Origin of the sequence: Erwinia sp. Leaf53, from assembly GCF_001422605.1 — a bacterium.
In the GTDB taxonomy this organism is placed as follows: Bacteria; Pseudomonadota; Gammaproteobacteria; order Enterobacterales; family Enterobacteriaceae; genus Erwinia.
Window position 1 is genome coordinate 94,604 of record NZ_LMLK01000007.1, and the last position, 20,398, is coordinate 115,001.

Annotated in this window: 19 protein-coding genes; 10 read left to right on the forward strand and 9 right to left on the reverse strand. The window is 60.9% G+C overall.

Annotation, left to right across the window (positions count from 1 at the left end):
• The first annotated feature begins 296 nt into the window (after positions 1-296).
• Both ASF13_RS07910 and ASF13_RS07915 read left to right on the forward strand, forming a co-directional pair.
• Positions 297-1,829, forward strand: coding sequence for a YchO/YchP family invasin (locus ASF13_RS07910; RefSeq protein WP_082502317.1), 1,533 nt, complete (start codon positions 297-299; stop codon positions 1,827-1,829).
• Between the two features lie 149 nt (positions 1,830-1,978).
• The gene (locus tag ASF13_RS07915) at positions 1,979-2,884 is read left to right on the forward strand and encodes a bestrophin family protein (RefSeq protein WP_056234515.1); all 906 of its coding nucleotides are present in this window, start codon (positions 1,979-1,981) and stop codon (positions 2,882-2,884) included.
• 81 nt (positions 2,885-2,965) lie between these two features.
• Here ASF13_RS07915 and ASF13_RS07920 read toward each other — a convergent pair whose 3' ends face one another.
• On the reverse strand, positions 2,966-4,033 hold the full coding sequence (locus tag ASF13_RS07920) for a porin (RefSeq protein WP_056234519.1): 1,068 nt from the start codon (positions 4,031-4,033) through the stop codon (positions 2,966-2,968).
• Between the two features lie 469 nt (positions 4,034-4,502).
• On the opposite strand from ASF13_RS07920, the gene ASF13_RS23395 reads away from it, so the two are divergent.
• The 7 genes from ASF13_RS23395 to spy all read left to right on the forward strand — a co-directional run bounded on the left by ASF13_RS23395 (position 4,503) and on the right by spy (position 12,024).
• Positions 4,503-4,760, forward strand: a complete 258-nt coding sequence (locus ASF13_RS23395) for a hypothetical protein (protein WP_200929778.1) — start codon at positions 4,503-4,505, stop codon at positions 4,758-4,760.
• Between the two features lie 374 nt (positions 4,761-5,134).
• Complete coding sequence (locus tag ASF13_RS07925) at positions 5,135-6,355, forward strand: bifunctional succinylornithine transaminase/acetylornithine transaminase (RefSeq protein WP_056234522.1); 1,221 nt, start codon at positions 5,135-5,137, stop codon at positions 6,353-6,355.
• On the forward strand, positions 6,352-7,386 hold the full coding sequence (gene astA, locus ASF13_RS07930; protein WP_056234524.1) for an arginine N-succinyltransferase: 1,035 nt from the start codon (positions 6,352-6,354) through the stop codon (positions 7,384-7,386). Before ASF13_RS07925 ends, astA begins: the two co-directional genes overlap by 4 nt.
• Entirely contained in the window at positions 7,383-8,852 is a 1,470-nt protein-coding gene (gene astD, locus ASF13_RS07935) for a succinylglutamate-semialdehyde dehydrogenase (protein ID WP_056234527.1), read from the forward strand. Before astA ends, astD begins: the two co-directional genes overlap by 4 nt.
• The gene (gene astB, locus ASF13_RS07940) at positions 8,849-10,177 is read left to right on the forward strand and encodes an N-succinylarginine dihydrolase (protein ID WP_056234530.1); all 1,329 of its coding nucleotides are present in this window, start codon (positions 8,849-8,851) and stop codon (positions 10,175-10,177) included. Before astD ends, astB begins: the two co-directional genes overlap by 4 nt.
• Before the next feature lie 66 nt (positions 10,178-10,243).
• Positions 10,244-11,236, forward strand: a complete 993-nt coding sequence (gene astE / locus ASF13_RS07945; protein WP_056234531.1) for a succinylglutamate desuccinylase — start codon at positions 10,244-10,246, stop codon at positions 11,234-11,236.
• A gap of 302 nt (positions 11,237-11,538) precedes the next feature.
• Positions 11,539-12,024 carry an ATP-independent periplasmic protein-refolding chaperone Spy gene (gene spy, locus ASF13_RS07950; RefSeq protein WP_056234534.1) on the forward strand — a complete coding sequence of 162 codons (486 nt, stop codon included), beginning with the start codon at positions 11,539-11,541 and terminating at the stop codon, positions 12,022-12,024.
• Between the two features lie 124 nt (positions 12,025-12,148).
• Here spy and cho read toward each other — a convergent pair whose 3' ends face one another.
• The 4 genes from cho to ASF13_RS07970 all read right to left on the reverse strand — a co-directional run bounded on the left by cho (position 12,149) and on the right by ASF13_RS07970 (position 16,022).
• A complete protein-coding gene (cho, locus tag ASF13_RS07955) occupies positions 12,149-13,012 on the reverse strand; it encodes an excinuclease Cho (protein WP_056234536.1) in 864 nt (287 codons plus the stop codon).
• A gap of 286 nt (positions 13,013-13,298) precedes the next feature.
• A complete protein-coding gene (nadE, locus tag ASF13_RS07960) occupies positions 13,299-14,126 on the reverse strand; it encodes an ammonia-dependent NAD(+) synthetase (RefSeq protein WP_056234539.1) in 828 nt (275 codons plus the stop codon).
• Positions 14,127-14,250: 124 nt separating this feature from the next.
• Positions 14,251-15,441 carry a multidrug effflux MFS transporter gene (locus ASF13_RS07965; RefSeq protein ID WP_056234542.1) on the reverse strand — a complete coding sequence of 397 codons (1,191 nt, stop codon included), beginning with the start codon at positions 15,439-15,441 and terminating at the stop codon, positions 14,251-14,253.
• Entirely contained in the window at positions 15,438-16,022 is a 585-nt protein-coding gene (locus tag ASF13_RS07970) for a TetR/AcrR family transcriptional regulator (RefSeq protein ID WP_056234546.1), read from the reverse strand. Before ASF13_RS07970 ends, ASF13_RS07965 begins: the two co-directional genes overlap by 4 nt.
• 191 nt (positions 16,023-16,213) lie before the next feature.
• Between ASF13_RS07970 and osmE the strand changes: the two genes are divergently transcribed.
• Positions 16,214-16,549, forward strand: coding sequence for an osmotically-inducible lipoprotein OsmE (gene osmE / locus ASF13_RS07975; protein ID WP_056234550.1), 336 nt, complete (start codon positions 16,214-16,216; stop codon positions 16,547-16,549).
• A 98-nt stretch (positions 16,550-16,647) separates the two neighbouring features.
• Here osmE and ASF13_RS07980 read toward each other — a convergent pair whose 3' ends face one another.
• From ASF13_RS07980 to hxpB, 4 genes are all read right to left on the reverse strand, one after another.
• Complete coding sequence (locus tag ASF13_RS07980; protein WP_056234553.1) at positions 16,648-17,049, reverse strand: DUF6515 family protein; 402 nt, start codon at positions 17,047-17,049, stop codon at positions 16,648-16,650.
• Positions 17,050-17,246: 197 nt separating this feature from the next.
• Positions 17,247-18,644, reverse strand: a complete 1,398-nt coding sequence (locus ASF13_RS07985; protein ID WP_056234556.1) for an L-cystine transporter — start codon at positions 18,642-18,644, stop codon at positions 17,247-17,249.
• Positions 18,645-18,803: 159 nt separating this feature from the next.
• Positions 18,804-19,394 (reverse strand): metal-dependent hydrolase, encoded by a 591-nt coding sequence (locus ASF13_RS07990; RefSeq protein WP_056234559.1) that lies wholly within the window; start codon positions 19,392-19,394, stop codon positions 18,804-18,806.
• Between the two features lie 202 nt (positions 19,395-19,596).
• A complete protein-coding gene (gene hxpB / locus ASF13_RS07995; protein WP_056234563.1) occupies positions 19,597-20,265 on the reverse strand; it encodes a hexitol phosphatase HxpB in 669 nt (222 codons plus the stop codon).
• Positions 20,266-20,398: the final 133 nt, after the last annotated feature.

The following is a 20,398-nucleotide window of genomic DNA, read 5'->3' on the forward strand; positions in this document are numbered from 1 at the left end:
CTGACAGGCGCCTGAAGGCGCGGAGCACGTCGTGCTGTTATCAGGTGACGTCGTTGCCGTTCGCGATATTGCCGGGGCAATAGGTGCGCGCTTTGCGCCGGTACTGACGTGTGCCCTGAACGCGTTTTGCTGTGGCCGTCTGGTGTACGTTCTGCATCGTTTCTGTTGGTGTTAAGTTGATTAAGCCCTCGCGGTTCGTCGGGCGGAGGATCCTGTGCTAAGGTTATTAGATAATTTTCGTGATACAGCGCACAGTTTTCTGTGCAGCACCGTTCGCTACATTAGTCGCTGAGGATATGCAGAAAGTTTTTCGCCGTTCGATCCCAACACAACTCTTGCTGGTCACGCTGCTACCGTTGCGTAGCGCTGATGCCTTCGATGCCGCCAGCCAGTCTTCCGCTTTTCCGCTTACCGAATCCGCTCACCGTTCAGCAGATGCATCGTTATCCGGTGATGCCGCCCGTGAAATGAGTGCCACCTTAGCGGATGTCAGCCCTGTCCGTGACGCACCCTTCGCCGATCCTGCCCGTTTCAGCGCGATGCAGCAACGGCTGCCGCAGCTGGGCGGCGTTGAGACGGAGAATGCGCTGGCCACCCGCGTTGCCGAGGCGGCAAAAAGCATCGGCGAAGCCAGTATGAACAGCGATAACGATCACTCGCTGCGCGAGCAGGCCGGCATCTGGGCGTTTAACCAGCTGCGTGACGTTGCCAGTGAACGGGCCGCCAGCGAGGGCGAGCAGCTGCTGTCGCCGTTTGGCCAGGCCAGCGTGGCGCTGGCGGTCGATCAGCGCGGCAACTTTGACGGCAGCTCGGCGCAGCTGTTTACCCCGTTCCACGATAATTACCGCTACCTGACCTTCAGCCAGCTGGGGGTGGAAGAGGGGGAGTACGGCGCGGTCGGCAACGCCGGGCTGGGGCAGCGCTGGATGCTCGGCCGCTGGCGGCTGGGCTATAACGCCTTTATCGACCAGCTGCTGAGCACGCCGCAGCGGCGCGGCTCGCTGGGGGCGGAGGCGTGGGGTGAATACCTGCGCCTGTCGGCCAACTACTATCAGCCGCTCGGCGGCTGGCGCAGCACCAGCGTTCAGACGCAGCAGCGCATGGCGCGCGGATACGACATCACCACCCGCGGCTATCTGCCGTTCTACCGCCAGCTGGGCGCGTCGCTGCGTTACGAGCAGTATCTGGGCAATCAGGTCGATCTGTTTCACAGCGGCAACCTGCGCAGCAATCCGACGGCGGTGACGCTGGGGATCAACTACACCCCGGTACCGCTGTTCACCCTCAGCGCCAGCCATAAAGAGGGCGAAGGCGGCGAGTCGCAGGATCAGCTGGCGCTGAAGATGAACTACCGCATCGGCGTGCCGCTGCGCCGGCAGCTCAGCGCCGACAACGTTGCCGCCGCCCAGTCGCTGAGCGGCAGCCGCTACGATACGGTGACGCGTAACAACACGCCGGTGATGGCGTTTCGCCAGCGTAAGACGCTGTCGGTGTTTCTCGCCACGCCGCCGTGGCAGGTGCAGCCCGGCGAGACCCTGCCGCTGCGGCTGCAGATCCGCCACAGCAACAGCATTAAAGCGGTGAGCTGGCAGGGTGATACCCAGGCGCTGAGCCTGACGCCGCCCGCTGATAACCGCAACCCGCAGGGCTGGAGCGTGATTATCCCGCCGTGGGATGCCACTCCGGGGGCCAGCAATACGTATCATCTGTCGGTGACGCTGGAAGACAGCCGGCAGCAGCGGGTGACCTCAAACTGGATCACCCTGACGCTGCCCACGCCGGTCACCGAATCCTGGCACCCGGAACAGTACGATCTGATGGCTCCCTGAGGCGGGATGGGGCTTGCGCCATTACGCCTGCCAGCGATTTTCGTCAAGAGGCCGCCCGCAAATATACGTGATCAAAGTCACAATAAATTCCTTTCCAGCCGCAGGGTTTTTCTGCACAATCTGCGAAAAATACTACTCACCTGCAAAACATGATCATTCGTCCGCACCGCCACTGGTTTGTTCGTTTGTTTGCCTGGCACGGCTCCGTGCTGCCCGGGATCTGGTTCCGCCTGACCCTGAACTTAATGATGTCGTTAATCGCCATCTACTGCCTTGACTGGTACGAAACGCTGGGCATCAAGCTGACGCTGTCGCCGTTCAGCCTGCTGGGGGTGTCGATCGCCATCTTCCTCGGCTTTCGTAACAGCGTCTGCTATGCGCGCTTTGTTGAAGCACGCATGTTCTGGGGGAATCTGCTGATCGCCTGCCGGACCCTGTCGCGCATGGCGCTGGCTATCTCGCCGGCAGACGCGCCGCGGGTCAACGCGCTGCTGCTGGCGTTCTGCTACAGCCTCAAGCACCAGCTGCGCCGCACCGACGCCCGCGCCGATCTGCAGCGCTACCTGGGGGACGAGGCGGACGAGGTGCTGCAGCGCCGCTCGCCGACCAACTTTATTGAGCTGCAGCTCTCCAGCTGGCTGGCGCAGCAGCGGCGCAACGGCAATATCTCTGATATCGTTTACGCGCATATGGACAGCAATATCAATCAGCTGTCGCAGGTGCTGGGCGGCTGTGAGCGGCTGGCGAGCATGCCGATTCCGTTTGCCTACGGCCTGCTGCTGCACCGCACGGTGTACCTGTTCTGCACGCTGTTGCCGTTTGCGCTGGTGCCGGACCTGCACTATATGACGCCGCTGGTGTCGGTGTTTATCGCCTATACCTTCCTGTCGCTCGACACGCTGGCGGAAGAGCTGGAGATGCCGTTCGGGCTGGAGAATAACCACCTGCCGCTGAACGCCATGTGCGTGAATATTGAGATCAACCTGCGCGAAATGAGCCTCGAGAGCGATCTGCCCGAGCCGATGGTGCCGGACCGCTGCTACCGTCTGACCTGATCGCCGCTACAAACGCAGCAGGGGGCGGATCGCTCCGCCCCCTGCTTATATTCAGCACGGTTTCCCGCCAGCGTTAGTCGATCAGAACTGGTAGTTCAGACCTACGCCGCTCACGTCGTCGGTTTTCAGCGCCAGCGCGTTGTTGTCTTTCAACAGGTTAAACTTGTACTCCGCATAGGCGTTAAAGTTTTTGTTGAAGTAGTAGTAGGCGCCCAGCGAAGCGTACTTAACGATATCCGCATCACCAATCCCTTCGATATCCTTACCTTTCGACGTCACGTAGGCCAGTGACGGGCGGAAGCCGTTGAGGAACTGGTACTGTGCCACCGCTTCAAAGTTCACCGCTTTGTTGGCGAAGCCGCCGCCGATCGGGGTGGCGTTGTGGGTGTTGCCGTAGATGGTGGCGACGTACACCTGGTTGGCATCATATTTCACGCCGGTCGCCCAGTGCTCGGCGCGGTCGCCGTCGCCACGCGGGGCGGCGTTCTGCACGGCAAGGCGCTTAATGCTGGCGTAGCTGGCCACCGCGCCCAGACCGAAGTCAGAGGTGTAGCTGGCGGTGAGGGCGAAACCGTCACCGTTAGAACGACGTACCGCGTCGGTGCCGGTGCGCTCATTTTTGCCTTCGTACTGCACGCCGAAGTTCAGGCCGTCGACCAGGCCGAAGAAGTCCTTATTGCGGTACGTCGCCACGCCGGTAGAGCGCGATGACAGGAATACGTCGCTGAAGCCGGAGTCACCGCCGAATTTCGGCAGCACGTCGGTGAAGGCAAGGGTGTCATACACCAGGCCATAGTTGCGGCCGTAGTCGAATGAACCGAACTGGCCGAACTTCAGACCGGCAAAGCCCAGGCGGGTTTTGTCGCCGCTCAGCGCATCGCTGCCTTCAGATTTGTTCAGCTGGAAGTTGTACTGCCACTGGCCGTAACCGGTCAGATACTGATTGATCTGGGTCTCACCTTTGAAACCAAAACGCGCATAAGAAACGTCGCCATCGTTGTTGATGTCATCGGAGAACAGATGGCCGACGTTAATCTTGCCGTTCAGATCCAGCTTGTTACCGTCCTTGTTATAAATTTCGCTGGCTTGAGCGGCGGTAGACGCCAGAAGAACCGGCAACAGCACTGCTAATAAAGAACGCTTCATCATTACGGTATCCTGTTTTCGAATTTATATTTTTTTTGCATTTAGTGCGGTTATGAAAATGACATAAATAAGTGTTTCATAAAAACTCAATACTTGTAACAAAATGTATATTTCTGGTTTTTACGGTTTTTAGCCTGTGTGAAATGAAACTAACGCTTATTCATAAAAGTGAAATGTTTAGTCTGAATTGCACTTAGCGGGCGAGGGTTTTTTATAAATTGTGTTTATGAACATAGTGTTATAAAATACTCTGGCTGGATTAAATATGAAGTTTTCCAATACCAACCTAAGCGTGCTAATTAATTTTGCATGTTTTTTGAGCGTAGATTGTTTTTTTGTTTTCTAAATAACAATTATTTGTAAGGTTTCTCAGTCATACAAAATGTGTATGTGTAAATAGGTAATTTGTATTATTAAATTGCGCAAATAAAAACCAGTTGCGCCGGTGGTAGTCAATGGCAGGCAAAATGCCGTGCCGCAGAGTTCACTTTTCAGGCACTCTGCTTCTGCTTCTGCTTCTGCTTCTGCTTCTGCTTCTGCTTCTGCTTCTGCTTCTGCTTCTGCTTCTGCTTCTGCTTCTGCTTCTGCTTCTGCTTCTGCTTCTGCTTCTGCTTCTGCTTCTGCTTCTGCTTCTACTTCTGCTTCTGCTTCTGTTTCGTTCCTGTTCCTGTTCCTGTTCCTGTTCCTGTTCCTGTTCCCGTTCGCCTGGCCTGGCCTGGCCGGACGATAGAGCCACGCTGAGGGGGGATTGCACCAGAGCGGTGCTATACGTCCGTTTCAGGTGCGTTAACTGCCTCTTTTTAAAACCGAAATGTTTTCGCGATCACAGAAATACGATTTTTTTTCCGGCTGCATAATTCCGCTTTTTTTGGGCCTGACAATCGCAGGGATATGCTTGTTTATGCACTTTATATGCATTCGGTGTGAATAGTGGCTTGCTGTAAGTTATTGATATTCTGTTATTGCGATCGGTTTATGCATTTTATTTGCTGGCTGGCACGCCGCGTGCAGATTAGAGTGAAGGCGTGATGAATCATTCCAGTAACACTTTTTAAACTTTAATTTCACCCGGCGCCGCCGGATGACGCGATAAAAGAGGCCAGCATGCAACCTTCAGTCAGCCGTGAGAACTTTGATCAATGGATTGTCCCAACCTATGCCCCGGCCAGCTTTATCCCGGTCAGAGCAGAAGGATCGACGCTGTGGGATCAGCAGGGGCGCTCTTATATTGATTTTGCCGGCGGTATCGCCGTTAACGCGCTGGGCCACGCCCACCCGGAGCTGCAGCAGGCGCTGCAGCAGCAGGCGGCGCTGCTGTGGCACACCGGCAACGGCTACACCAATGAACCGATCCTGCGGCTGGCAAAGCAGCTGATTGACGCCACCTTCGCCGATCGCGCGTTTTTCTGTAACTCCGGCGCGGAAGCCAACGAAGCGGCGCTGAAACTGGCGCGCAAGGTGGCGCTGGATAACGGCAACCCGCAGAAAAACGGTATTGTGGCGTTTAACAACGCCTTCCACGGCCGCACGCTGTTTACCGTCTCTGCCGGCGGCCAGCCCGCCTATTCAAAAGACTTTGCGCCGCTGCCCGGCGGCATTCAGCACGCGGCCTTTAACGACCTGGCGTCGGCGGCGGCGCTGATCGATGACAGCACCTGCGCGGTGATCGTAGAACCGATCCAGGGCGAAGGCGGCGTGCTGCCTGCCGAGCCGGCGTTCCTGCGCGGCCTGCGCGAGCTGTGTGATAAACACCAGGCGCTGCTGATTTTCGACGAGGTGCAGAGCGGGGTTGGCCGCACCGGTTCGCTGTACGCCTATATGCACTATGGCGTGACGCCGGACGTGCTGACCACCGCCAAAGCGCTCGGCGGCGGCTTCCCGATCGGTGCGATGCTGACCACGGAAACGCTGGCCGCGCACCTGAACGTCGGCAGCCACGGCACCACCTACGGCGGTAATCCGCTGGCCGGTGCGGTGGGCGGCAAAGTGATGGAGCTGATCAACCGCCCGGACGTGCTGGCCGGCGTAACCGAGCGCCATCAATGGTTTGTTGAGGGGCTGGAGGCGATCAACCAGCGGCTGAAGCTGTTCAGCGAAGTGCGCGGGCTGGGCCTGCTGATCGGCTGCGTGCTGAATCAGGACTACAGCGGCAAGGCTAAACTGTTTAACCAGGCCGCAGCGCGGGAAGGGCTGATGGTGCTGATCGCCGGCGCCAGCGTGGTGCGCTTCGCGCCGTCGCTGATTATCAGCCGCGACGAGGTGGACGAGGGGCTGGCCCGTTTTGAACGCGCCTGTCGCGCGGTGATTGAAGGAGCCGGCGTATGATGTTTATTCGTCCCGTTGAACGAGACGATCTGGCACAGCTGATGAACCTCGCCGGTAAGACCGGCGGGGGATTAACCTCGCTGCCCGCAGACAGCGCCACGCTCGCCGCCCGCATCGAACGATCGCTGCTCACCTGGCAGGGCAAGCTGCCGCGCGCCGAGCAGGGCTACGTATTTGTGCTGGCCGACGGCGAAACCGGCCTGGCGGTGGGCATCTGCGCCATTGAGGTGGCGGTGGGGCTGCAGGACCCGTGGTACAACTTTCGCGTCGGTACCCAGGTTCACGCTTCGAAGGAGCTTAACGTCTACAACCGCCTGCCGACGCTGTCGCTGTGTAACGATCACACAGGCAGCAGCGAGCTCTGTACGCTGTTTCTCGACCCCGACTACCGTAACGGCAAAAACGGCTACCTGCTGTCGAAGTCGCGTTTTCTGTTTATCGCCGCGTTTCGCGAGCGCTTTATGCAGAAGGTGGTGGCCGAGATGCGCGGCGTCAGCGATGAACACGGCCACTCGCCGTTCTGGGACAGCGTCGGCAGCCGCTTCTTTTCTATGTCATTCACCGATGCCGACTACCTGAGCGGTACCGGCCAGAAGGCGTTTATCGCCGAACTGATGCCGAAGCACCCGCTGTATATCGATTATCTGTCACCGGAAGCCCAGGCGGTGATCGGCCAGGTTCATCCGCAAACCGCACCGGCGCGGACGGTACTGGAAGCGGAAGGCTTCAGCTTCCAGCACTACGTCGATATTTTCGACGGCGGCCCGACGCTGGAGTGCGATATCGACCGCATTCGTGCGGTGCGCAAAAGCCGTGAGCTGAGCGTTAACGTGACGGCGTCACAGAACGGCGACCTGCCGCTGTGCCTGGTGGCGAATCAGGACTATCAGCACTTCCGCGTAATGCTGCTGCCCGCCGACCCGCTGGCCAGCGAGATTGACGTGACCGCCGCGCAGGCGGAAATTTTAGGCTGCCGGCCGGGCGATCGCCTGCGGGTAGTGACACTTTGTCGTGAGGAGAAACAGGCATGACGCACTGTATTAATGGCCAGTGGCTGGCCGGCAGCGGGGAGCACTTCAGCAAGACCAGTCCGGTCGGCGGTGAGGTGCTGTGGACGGGGAACGCCGCCTCGGCCGGTCAGGTCGCCAGCGCCGCTCAGGCCGCGCGCGGCGCCTTCTCCGCCTGGGCGCGGCGACCGTTTGCCGAGCGCCAGGCGATCGCCGAAGCGTTTGCCCGGCTGCTGGACGGGGCCAAAACCGAGCTCAGCGAAACTATCTCCCGCGAGACCGGCAAACCGCGCTGGGAAACCCTGACCGAAGTGCAGGCGATGATTAATAAGGTGGCGATTTCGCTGCGTGCCTGGCACGCCCGCACCGGTGAACAGGCCGAAGGCGAAAGCTCGCTGCGCCACCGCCCGCACGGCGTGATGGCGGTGTTCGGGCCGTATAACTTCCCCGGCCACCTGCCGAACGGCCATATCGTACCGGCGCTGCTGGCGGGCAATACCATCGTGTTTAAGCCAAGCGAGCTGACGCCGCTGACCGCTGAGAAGACGGTGCAGCTGTGGCTGCAGGCCGGACTGCCGGCCGGGGTGCTTAACCTGGTGCAGGGCGGGCGTGACACCGGCCAGGCGCTGGCGCAGGACGCGCAGATCGACGGCGTGCTGTTTACCGGCAGCGCCGCCACCGGCTATCAGCTGCATCGCCAGTTCGCCGGTCAGCCGGAGAAGATGCTGGCGCTGGAGATGGGCGGTAACAACCCGCTGATCGTTGACGATCCGGCGGATATCGACGCGGCGGTGCATATCGCCATCCAGTCGGCGTTTATCAGCGCCGGACAGCGCTGCACCTGCGCCCGGCGCATGCTGGTGAAACGCGGGGCGGCGGGGGATGCGTTTCTCGCCCGGCTGGTGGAGGTGGCGGCGAACATCCGCACCGGCGGCTGGAACGACGAGCCGCAGCCGTTTATGGGCAGCGTGATCTCGCTGCAGGCGGCGGAGAAGGTGTATGCCGAGTGGCAGTCCCGGATTGCGGCCGGCGGCAGGGTGCTGCTGGAGATGCGCTGGCCGCAGCGCGATAACGCCATCCTCACGCCGGGGATTGTTGATATTACCGGCGTGGCCGGGCTGCCGGACGAAGAGGTGTTTGGCCCGCTGCTGGCGGTGATCCGCTATGACGATTTTGACAGCGCCATCCGCATCGCCAACGATACCCGCTACGGCCTCTCCAGCGGCCTGATTTCACCGGACCGCGAGAAGTTTGACCAGCTGCTGATCGAAGCCCGCGCCGGGATAGTTAACTGGAACAAACCGCTGACCGGTGCCGCCAGCAGCGCGCCGTTTGGCGGCGTGGGTGCCTCCGGCAACCACCGCGCCAGCGCCTGGTACGCCGCTGACTACTGCGCCTGGCCGATGGCCTCGATGGAGTCCGCCGGGTTATCCCTGCCCGCCAGCCTGTCGCCGGGCCTCGATTTTAGCGCTAAAGGAGAGACGCCATGAGCGCCCGTGAAGTCAATTTTGACGGTTTACCCGGTCTGACCCACCACTACGCCGGGCTGTCGTTTGGCAACGAGGCATCGGTGCGCTCTCAGCATCAGGTCTCTAACCCGAAACTGGCGGCGCTGCAGGGGCTGATGAAGATGAAGGCGCTGGCCGATCTCGGCTTTGCCCAGGGGGTGATCCCCCCGCACGAGCGGCCGAACGTTGAGGCGCTGCGCCAGTTAGGCTTTAGCGGCAGCGATGCCGGGGTGGTGGCGGGGGCGGCGAAACAGGCACCACAGCTGCTCTCCGCCGTCAGTTCCGCCTCATCGATGTGGGTCGCTAATGCCGCCACGGTATCGCCGTCCGCCGACAGCGCCGACGGCCGCGTGCACCTGACGGTGGCCAACCTGAACAACAAATTCCACCGGGCAATTGAAGCGCCGACCACCGCCGCGCTGCTGCGGGCGATATTCCGCGATCGCGACCACTTTACCGTACACGACGCGCTGCCGCAGGTGGCGATGTTCGGCGATGAAGGTGCCGCCAACCATAACCGCTTCAGTAACGGCTACGCTGAGCCTGGCGTGCAGCTGTTTGTTTACGGCCGTGAAGAGGCCAGCCCGGCGCTGGCACCCACCCGTTACCCGGCGCGGCAGACGCGCGAGGCCAGCGAGGCGGTGGCCCGGCTGCACCAGCTGGACCCGGCGCGGACGGTGTTTGCGCAGCAGAATCCGCAGGTGATCGACCAGGGCGTGTTCCATAACGACGTGATCGCGGTCAGCAACCAGCAGGCGCTGTTCTGCCACCAGCAGGCGTTTGTTAACCAGCCGCAGCTGCTGGCCGAACTGGCGGAGAAGCTGCCGGGCTTCCAGCCGATTGAGGTGCCGGCCGACCGCGTCAGCGTTGCCGACGCGGTGTCGACCTACCTGTTTAACAGCCAGCTGCTCAGCAAGGCCGACGGCAAAATGCTGCTGGTGCTGCCGGAAGAGGCGCGCCGTCACCCGGGCGTCTGGGCTTACCTGAGCGAGCTGGCGGCCAGCGGCGGAGTGATTGACGAGCTGAAGGTGTTCGACCTGCGCGAAAGCATGTGCAACGGCGGCGGCCCGGCCTGCCTGCGCCTGCGGGTGGCGCTGACCGCGCAGCAGCAGGCGGCGGTCAACCCGGCGGTAATGATGAACGATGCGCTGTTCGCCACCCTGAACGGCTGGGTGGAGCGTCACTACCGCGACCGTCTTACCCAGGCCGATCTCGCCGACCCGCAGCTGCTGCTGGAAGGGCGCACGGCGCTGGATGAGCTGACAAAACTGCTCGACCTGGGCAACGTTTACCGTTTCCAGCAGTAACAGGGCGGTGCAGGGCGGGCGTGCGCCGCGCTCTGCACCGGTCGCAGACGCACTTAAGGAGTACCGATGAAGGATTTTCTTGCCCTGACGCTGGCGGGCGTTCAGCCCGATCGCACCGCTGGCCGGCAGGTCGGTTTCGACTGGCGCTGGCTGGACGAAGGAATACTGGAGCTGACCCCGGTGCAGCCGGCGACGATGGCGCTGGTGCTGTCCACCGGCGTCCACGGCAATGAGACCGCGCCGGTGGAGATTGTCGATCGGTTGCTTAACCGCCTGCTGAGCGGCGAACGGCCGCTGGCGGTGCGGCTGCTGGTGATTTACGGCAACCCGCACGCGCTGCGGCAAAACAGGCGCTATCTTGATGTCGATATGAACCGGCTGTTCGGCGGCCGCTGGCAGAAGGTGGCCGACTGCACCGAGGCGCGGCGTGCGCTGCGCCTTGAGCAGGCGGTTGAACAGTTCTGGCAGGCGGGTGAGTCAGCCGGGACGCGCTGGCACCTGGATATGCATACCGCCATTCGCGGGTCTTTGCACCCGCGTTTTGGCGTGATGCCGCAGCGCGTTGGCCCCTGGCCTGCGGATTTTCTGTGCTGGCTGGCCGCCGCCGGGCTGGAGGCGCTGGTGTTCCACCGCGCGCCGGGTGGCACTTTTACCCACTTCACCGGTGAACATTTTCAGGCGGCCAGCTGTACGCTGGAGCTGGGTAAGGCGCTGCCGTTTGGTGCCAACGACCTGGCGCAGTTCAACGCCGCGGACGCCGCGCTGAGCGCGCTGCTGTCGGGTGAAGCCTGGCCGCTGGCGGAGGCCACGCCGGTACGCTATCGCGTGGTGCAGCAGATCACCCGGGCGTCAGAGGCGTTTACCCTGCATATGGGACCGGAGACGCTGAACTTTACCGCCTTCGGGCAGGGTACGCTGCTGGCCGAAGCGGGAGAGCAGCGCTGGGTGGTGGAGCAGCCGCGTGAGAGGGTGCTGTTCCCTAATCCGGCGGTAGCCATCGGCCAGCGGGCCGGGCTGATGCTGGTGGAGGAGAGTGATTATCCGCCGGACCCGCTTTAGCCGGTGCGGTTACCCAGGGCACGTTCAGTCCGACTAAGGAAAAACCATGACTTTTTTCTTCCGTCGGACTTACGGACCTATTACACTCCTCCTTAATTTCTGCACAAACCCGCCACTGATTCATACTCTTTTTCAATTCTTATCATTAATCTTCGTAATCTCTCCACGATCGGCGTGAAGTTGTCTTTTATGCTTGCAGGGCTTTACCTACCCTCTGACTGATTGACGTTCAGCACCGTAAACTTGCTTTCGACATCGCGACAATACGGTCGCCAGAGAACTGAAAAGTAAGGATAAATAATATGCGTAAATTAACTTCTCTCTTCGTTGCCGCTTCACTGGCTCTGGGCGCGGCCAATATTGTTCATGCCGCCGCAGACAACCTGACGCCGCCGCCGGCCGGGGCTGAAAAACCGATGAACCATAAGCCGCCGCGTCCGGACGGCCTGCATCAGTTTAAAGGCCTCAACCTGACCGACGCGCAGAAACAGCAGATGCGTGACATTCTGAAAACGGCGCACAAAGATTTTAAACGTCCTTCGCTGGAGGAGCGCCGTGCGCTGCACAGCATCGTCGCGGCGGACAGCTTCGATAAGGCTAAAGCGGAAGCCCAGGCGGAGAAAATGACGGTCAACGGCAAAGCGATGGCGCTGGCGCGTCTGGAAACCGAAAACAAGCTGTATAACGTGCTGACCGCCGATCAGAAAAAACAGTTCAACCAGAATTTTGAGAAACGTCTGACTGAAAAGCCGCGTCATGAAGGTAAAATGCTGCCAGCCGAAGACTAAACTTCGCGCCGTAAGCAGTCCGGTGCCGCGCTGAAGCCTTAGCCTCGCGCGGCATTAATTGAAACCGCCGGTGTTGCCCACCCGTCCGAGGACGGTGGTCAGCCCCGGCGGTTTTTTTTAACGTTTACCCGAGGGGGATAACCGGCAGCCTGCCGCTGATTAACGGCTTGCAGAGGATTTTATAGCCGTCGCTGTCAAAGCCCGGCGGCGTGCTGGTCAGCGCCGTGGCGTCCGCCAGCTCGCTGACCGAACCGAGGTAGAGCCAGTTGTTAATGACGTGGATCTGCTTCTGACCCGGCCGCTCTTCCACCACGCCCACCGCCCCCGGCCACGGCCAGCACTGCACGCGCAGCGCGTCAAGCGCGACACGCAGCCGCTGCTGGTGGGCCTCCACGCTCTCTTTGCCGCAGCAGGCACCGGCACAGCGCTTCAGCGCCGCGCGGAAGCAGCCGCGCCCGGCGGTCACCGACTCCAGCCCGAGCAGGCCATAGCAGAGCTGGTGCTGGTCGGCGATCTTCTGCAGTGCCTCCAGCGCCGCCCGCCGGCTGGCAAACAGGCCGAACAGATTGGGGGTGTGCGAGAAATCGACCTCGCGTGCCGACACCACCTGCGGGCGCTGGTCATCCAGCCGCAGCGAGCAGAGCTGGCGGTTTTTGCGCAGGCGTTTGTTAAACAGCGGCTGCTGCAGCTTGATCATCTGCGCCTCGAGCAGCAGCGCGCCCAGCTCCCCGGCGGTGGGGATCCAGCTGATGCGCAGCGCCTGCCGCAGCATGCGCGCTTCGTCCGGGGTACGCAGGTGCGACAGCACCCGGCTGCGGATATTGACGCTCTTACCGATATACAGCGGCAGGGTTTCACTTTCACCGTGGAAGATATAGACGCCGGGCAGGGTGGGCAGGTCTTCCAGCCACGGCCGCAGGTGCTCAGGATACTGATAAATGGCCGCTGCCTCGAACGCCAGGCGGGGGCTTGTGGCTCTTCTACTCACACATCACTCCGATTACTGTTTGCCTGTACAGTATAGCAGCAAAAATGCGCGGTGGCAGGCTATGCCGGGTGGCGAAGCGGGCATCGACGATCGTAATGGATTGCGGATTGCGGATTGCGAATGCTGATGACAGATGACAGATGACAGATGACAGATGACAGGTGACACAGGCTGGGGAAGAGATAATGTGATGCAACGCCGGACACAGGAGCGGCATGGAGGAGGCGAATGGGTAATCTGGCTGAGAGAAGTACGCAGGGCAGAAATTTCCGCCCTGCACAACGTGTTACTGTTTCCAGAAATCGTCAAATACCGTGATCGGCGTGCGGCGCTTATGCTCGGTTTTCAGATACCAGCCTTCGATGGTCTTCGCGGCGTCCGGCTCGATGCTTTCACCCTGCAGATAGCGGTCAATCTGCTGGTAGGTGACGCCGAGCGCCACTTCATCCTGCAGCCCCGGACGATCGTCTTCCAGATCGGCGGTCGGCTGTTTCAGGTACAGGTGCTCCGGGCAGCCCAGCGCCTGCAGCAGCTGTTTACCCTGGCCCTTGTTGAGGCGGAAAATCGGGTTGATATCGGTGCCGCCGTCGCCGTACTTGGTGAAGAAGCCGGTGACCGCCTCCGCCGCGTGATCGGTGCCGACCACCACGCCCGCCGTCATGCCGGCGATGCTGTACTGGGTTTTCATCCGTTCACGGGCTTTCTCGTTGCCGCGCACAAAATCGGACAGGACGATGCCCGCCTCGCGCAGCGCCTGCTCACTGGCCTGCACCGCCGCCTTAATATTGACCGTCAGCACGCGATCGGGCTGGATAAAGGCGATGGCGTCCTGGCAGTCCTGCTCGTCGGCCTGCACGCCAAACGGCAGGCGCACGGCGATAAACTGATAGTCGCCGTTGCCGCTCTCTGCGCGCAGTTCGGTAATTGCCGTCTGGCACAGCTTACCGGTCAGGGTCGAATCCTGCCCGCCGCTGATGCCCAGCACCAGCGACCTCAGGAACGGGTATCTTTTCAGGTAAGCCTTAAGAAAATCGACGCTGGTGCGGATTTCGGCGTCAACGTCGATGGCCGGTTTAACGCCGAGCGCGGTGATAATTTCCTGTTGCAGAGACATCTGGTACTCCTCAGATTCAGCGCCACCGGCGGTGGCGGTAAGCAGTTGCGTCTGATTAAGCTAACGCGCATGACGCGAAACAACAATCATCAATCCCTTATGTCTCGCGTCGGTTGCTGAAAAATCAGGCGGACCTGGGCTTTTGCGCCAGCAGGGTGAACATCAGGATCGCCAGCGTGTAGCAGCCGAAGATGGTGGCGGTCATGGTCATCACCGAGGTGCCGCCAATGCCGGTGACCGGCACGCTGATGCCGCCGAGGGTGAACATGGTGACGCCCAGCACCGCCGAGGCGCTGCCTGCCCGGTGGCCCTGGCTCTGCATCGCCAGCGACGAGGCGGTTACCGAAATGACGCCGTTGCTGGCCACGCTGCAGAACAGCGCGATCAGCACTACCGGCAGCGCCGCGCCGCTGATGCCGGCCAGCAGCAGGCTGGCAGAGGCGACAAACGCCAGCGTCAGGCCGGCTTTCAGCACCCTGTACTCACCAAAATGGCGGCTGAGGCGGGCAGCGGTCTGCGAGGCGATAATCAGGCCGATGCCGTTGGCGGCAAAGCAGAAGCTGAACTGCTGCGGGGTCAGCTGGTAGATCTCCTGCAGCACGAAGGGTGACGCGCCGATGTAGGCAAACATCCCGGCCATCATAAAGCCCTGGGTCAGGCAGAAGCCCATAAACGGCCGACAGCTAACCACCTGGCCGAGCGCGGCCCACGCCGAGAAGATACTGCCCTGGCTGCGCCGCTCGACGGGTAGCGTCTCATGCAGTTTGAGGCGGGCGAGGATAAACAGCAGCACCGCAATCACGCCGATGGTCATAAACAGGCCGCGCCAGTCGAGGAACGCCATCAGCGCGCCGCCCATCACCGGGGCGGCGATCGGAGCCAGGCCGTTGACCAGCATCAGCAGCGCAAAGAAGCGGGTCAGATCGTGGCCGCTGTACATGTCGCGGGCGATGGCGCGCGACAGTACGGCTCCGCCGGCACCCGACAGCCCTTCAAACAGGCGTGCCAGCAGCAGCTGGTTAATATCCTGTGCCAGCGCACAGCCAATCGATGCGATCAGCAGCAGTACCAGCGACAGCAGCAGCGGGCGCAGGCGTCCGTATTTGTCGCTCAGCGGGCCGAAAAACAGCTGACCTACGCCAAGGCCCAGCAGCCCGGCGGTCAGGCTCAGCTGGGCGCTGGCGGTGGAGGTCTGCAGGTCGCTGGCCAGGGAAGGCAGGGCGGGCAGGTACAGGTCAATGCAGAGCGGGCCAAGGGCCGCCAGCAGGCCAAGCGTAATGGCGTAACCCATACGGTTAGGGTGTGCAGATGTCATGATGCCTCGGAATCAAATAGCAGGTGATAAAACTGTTGGTAGAGCGGGTAGAGCTGTTCCGGTGATGCCTTCTGCGGCATCAGCCGCCGCCACGAGGTGCCTTCCACCATCACCGCCAGCAGCTCGACGCAGGCGCGCGCACGTTCATCGCTGAGGTGCGGGTGCTGCTGCTGCACTTTCTGGCAGGCGTGGCTGAACAGGCGGGCGTCGGCGTCGGCCATCATCTGCGCCACCGCCGGGTTGCGGGTGCTTTCAGCGGCGACCTCGAACATCAGCGCCTCATCGTCTTCGTTAAGCACCTGCCGCCAGGCCAGCAGCTCGCACAGGTGGCTGCTGTCGCTGGTGCTCTTCATCTCCTGCAGGCGGAAGTCGATAATCCGCGTAATCATCTCGGCGATGATTGCGTCTTTACTGGTGAAGTAGCGATAGATCTGGCCGACGCTGAGCCGCGCCTCCGTTGCCAGCTGGGCCATGCTGGCGGCGTGAAAGCCGTGCTGGCGGAAGCAGCGGCGGGCGGCAGTAATGATTTCGTCTTTGCGCAGGCGATGGCGTTCATCGCGCGCTTCGGCGGGGGTAACCATCGGTAATGCGCTCCTGCTGGGGGCCGCCCACGCTGAGGCCGCAGCGGCCAGCATGATGCGAACGATCGTTCTCAATTTTTTATTATAAACATCGTGCCGCGCCTGCGGTATCATTTTCTGTAACAGATTTGATTAATCTGAATTTGTATTCCAGGATTAGTGGGACATGGATAAAAAATGAGGAATAACAAATGCGTAAAATGACGGGATTGATCGGTGCCGCAGTCACTCTGGCAATTTTATCGGGCTGTACTGCCTATGACCGCGCCGAAAGCTATGTCACCAAGCCGGTGGTGCAGGACGTTAAAAAAGGCATGACGCGTGCTCAGGTGCGTGACCTCGCCGGGCCTCCTGCCACGGAGATCACCATGGTGCACGCCCGCGGTACCTGCCAGACCTACGTGCTGAAAGAGCGCGATGGCAAAACCCAGACCTACTTTGTCAGCTACAACGACACCGGTCGGGTGATGAACTACGGCTTCCAGAGCTGTAAAGAGTACGATACCGACCCGCAGACCAATCAGTAACCGCACTCGTCGGTACGTCGCTGAATCCGCGCCGTGCCGCCGTCAGAGCATAAAAATGGCCGCTGTAAGTTCAGCGGCCATTTTTTTATGCCTGTGAATTATAAACCCGGCGGGCGCGGCACTTCCAGATACTGGCCGTCGATATTGCGCCGGTAGTAGTGGCCATCCTCAACGTAGAAGCGCTCGCCGTTGTAGTCCAGCGCGTGCATGCTGCCGCCCCTGTAACGTTCAACCGGTCGGTCAACCACCACGTAGCTGTTATCACGCTCACGCTGATAATAAGTGCCGTTCAGCACGTAATAGGTCAGGCCGCCGATCAGCACCGCTGCAGCGGCATCCGACAGAAATGAGAGCCGTCCCGGGCCGCCGTGGCGCCATTCCGGGCCGCCGTGGCCGCCGTCGTGCCAGCCCGGTCCGGGTCCCCAGCCGCCGGGATGGGCTGAGGCGAGCGTCGGGGCCAGCAGCGTGAAGGCGAGTAGCGTGGTCATCACCTTTTTCATAGGGGGTTCTCCTGTTGCAACTGTCGCCAGCATCGGCGCTTGCCGGCCAAAACACAAGCGCTAACCTTACCGCATTATCTGCTGCTTACAGCGCTTAACGATTCCTTTACCTGACCGCCACGATTGGGCGAAATTAAGATATAAAAAAGCCCGGATGGCGATCCGGGCTGGAGGATAATGCTGTGCGGATAAGGCGATTAACGCTGCGCCAGTTCGGCTTCGTTATCGGCATCGGTCAGCAGGATCTGCTTATCGGTCTGCTTCAGCCACTGGCTGGTCAGGGTACCGGCGGTCATCGAGCCGTTGACGTTCAGCGCGGTACGGCCCATATCGATCAGCGGTTCGATGGAGATCAGCAGCGCCACCAGGGTGACCGGCAGGCCCATTGCCGGCAGCACGATCAGTGCGGCGAAGGTGGCACCGCCGCCCACGCCAGCCACGCCGGCCGAGCTGAGGGTGACAATGCCGATCAGGGTGGCGATCCACAGCGGGTCAAACGGGTTGATGCCCACGGTCGGGGCTACCATTACCGCCAGCATGGTTGGATAGAGGCCGGCACAGCCGTTCTGGCCGATGGTGGCACCAAATGAGGCGGCAAAGCTGGCAATCGACTCGGGCACGCCCAGACGACGCGTCTGCGCTTCCACGCTCAGCGGGATGGTGGCGGCGCTGGAGCGGCTGGTAAAGGCGAAGGTGATCACCGGCCACACTTTACGGAAGAAGCGCAGCGGGTTGACGCCGTTAACCGACAGCAGCAGCGCGTGCACGGCAAACATAATCGCCAGGCCGAGGTAGGAGGCCAGTACAAAGCTGCCGAGCTTGATGATGTCGCTGAGGTTAGAGCTGGCGACCACTTTGGTCATCAGCGCCATCACGCCGTACGGCGTCAGCTTCATAATCAGGCGTACCAGCTTCATCACCCACGACTGCAGGGTATCGATGGCTTTCAGCACCCGCTGGCCTTTCTCCGCATCATCCTTCAGCAGCTGCAGGGCAGCCACGCCGAGGAAGGCGGCGAAAATCACCACGCTGATGATTGAAGTGGGGTTGGCTCCGGTCAGATCGGCAAACGGGTTCTTTGGAATAAAGGAGAGCAGCAGCTGCGGCGCGCTGAGGTCGGCCACTTTGCCGGCGTAGTTAGTCTGGATTGCGGCGAGACGTGCGGTCTCCTGCACGCCCTGCACCAGCCCGCTGGCGTTGAGGCCAAACAGCCAGGTGACAAACACGCCAACAGCGGCTGAGATTGCGGTGGTAAACAGCAGCACGCCGATGGTCAGCACGCTGATTTTACCCAGTGAAGAGGCGTTATGCAGGCGGGCGACGGCGCTGAGAATCGAGGCGAACACCAGCGGCATCACGATCATCTGCAGCAGCTGGACGTAGCCGTTACCGACCAGGTTAAACCAGCTGACGGACTGTTTAATCACGTCGCTGCCTTCGCCATAGACGGTGTGCAGGGCGAGGCCGAACAGGACGCCGACTACCAGGCCAAACAGCACTTTCTTCGACAGGCTCCAGCCCTTACGGCCGGCTTTGCCGACCAGCAGCAGCAGCGCGATAAAGGCGACGAGGTTAACGATCAGAGGAAAATTCATTTCCGGTTCTCCAGAAGGGTGTGCAAAGCAGGTCACGGCTGGCGGCAGTTGATTTGTGCCGCGCAGCAAGTCGTACAGGGGCGGGATGGTATCAGCTTGTTAGCGCATGGCTTATATCCAAAAGGAATTGATTATAACTTTTTGTATTTAATCGCCGAATTATTGCGCTTTCTGGTGGTTAATCAGGCTGCTGACGCTGTTCTGCACGCTGCTGACCATGCCGCTGGCCCAGCCATTCTGACCAAAAGGCGCAACCCCCGGTGGAAACCACATCGCGTAGCCGACCAGCGCCAGGCACAGTACGCGCTCCAGCTGGTTGCCTTTCTGGCTGCGCAGGATCGGCAGGCGAAAGCGCCAGCGGCAGGGCCACAGCAGCGGTACGCCGGCCGGGGTCAGCATATCCGCCACGATATGGCTGAGGTAGCCCAGCACCAGCCCCTGAAAGGCATCGGCAGGGATCAGCCAGCCTGCCGGCAGCGGCGTCTGCAGCAGCATCACGCCACCGGCCACCGCCAGCAGGCTGTGGGTGAAGCCGCGGTGGCCAAACGCGCGGGCGATCGGTTTCGACAGCCAGGCCAGCCGCTGCCCGAGCAGTGACTTCGGATGGTCGATATCCGGCAGCAGGCAGGTAAGCAGCGCCGCCGGAATAATATGCCACCAGTCGGCGCTGGCCAGCACCGGCGTCAGTTCAGCGCGCTTGGCAAAGATGGCGCTGGCAATGGCAAAAATAAGATGGCCTTCGGCCGTCATGGGGATCCCTGGCTACATAGCTGTCGATGTATCCAGTATAGGGAATATATACAGTAGAATAAATATGTGACGCTGTAACGAAGAGCAAATATTTTAAGGAGATGTTTCTTAGATTTGCACTGGAGTGACAGCGATGATCCTGGCCACCACCGGGGGGAGTGGCCAGATAATGCCAGCGTGATGCGGTCGCAGCGGCTGACGCTTATCCTTTCAGGTGCGCGGCGGTCAGCTCGGTCAGCGAACCCAGCTGCACGTCGGCCAGCGCCCAGCGCGCATCCTGACGGTTCTCCGCCGCCGGCACCACGATGGAGCGCATCCGCGCCGCTTTGGTGGCGATCATGCCGTTAAAGGAATCTTCCAGCGTCACGCAGTTGAGCGGATCGATCCCCAGCCCGCGTGCGGCGTCCAGGTAGACCTGCGGATGCGGCTTGCTGTACGGCAGCTCACCGGCGGAGGCCAGTACGTCAAAGTAGCCGCGCAGGTCAAACAGCGCCATCATCCGCTCAAGCATAAACAGCGGGGATGCAGAGGCGAGGCCGATCTTCAGGCCTTCGCGTTTGCACAGCTCAAGCGCCTCTCGCACGCCGGGCAGCAAGGGGCGGGTTTCTTCTACCCGGGCAATCACGCGGGCGATAATCCGTTCGGCCACCTCGGCCTGAGATGGGCCGGTCCACGGCATCGCGTCGTACCACAGGCTGACCACCTGATCTATGCGCAGGCCAAGGGTATCGGGCATACCCTCGGCTTCCGTCAGTGACAGCCCCAGTTCGCTGAAAATTTCCAGCTCGGACTGGTGCCAGAACGGCTCGGAATCGATCAGTAAACCATCCATATCAAAAATTGCGGCCTGTACCGGGCGACGATGTGACATTTTACGGCTCCATTTAACAGTTTGCTTCACCTTAGCACGAAGCGGGCGTTGAAAAAATGCACTGGCGGCGGCTCCCGACGCGGGTGCCGCGTAAAAACAGGCTTTTAGCGGGCACTTTTCTGTCAGTGCAGGT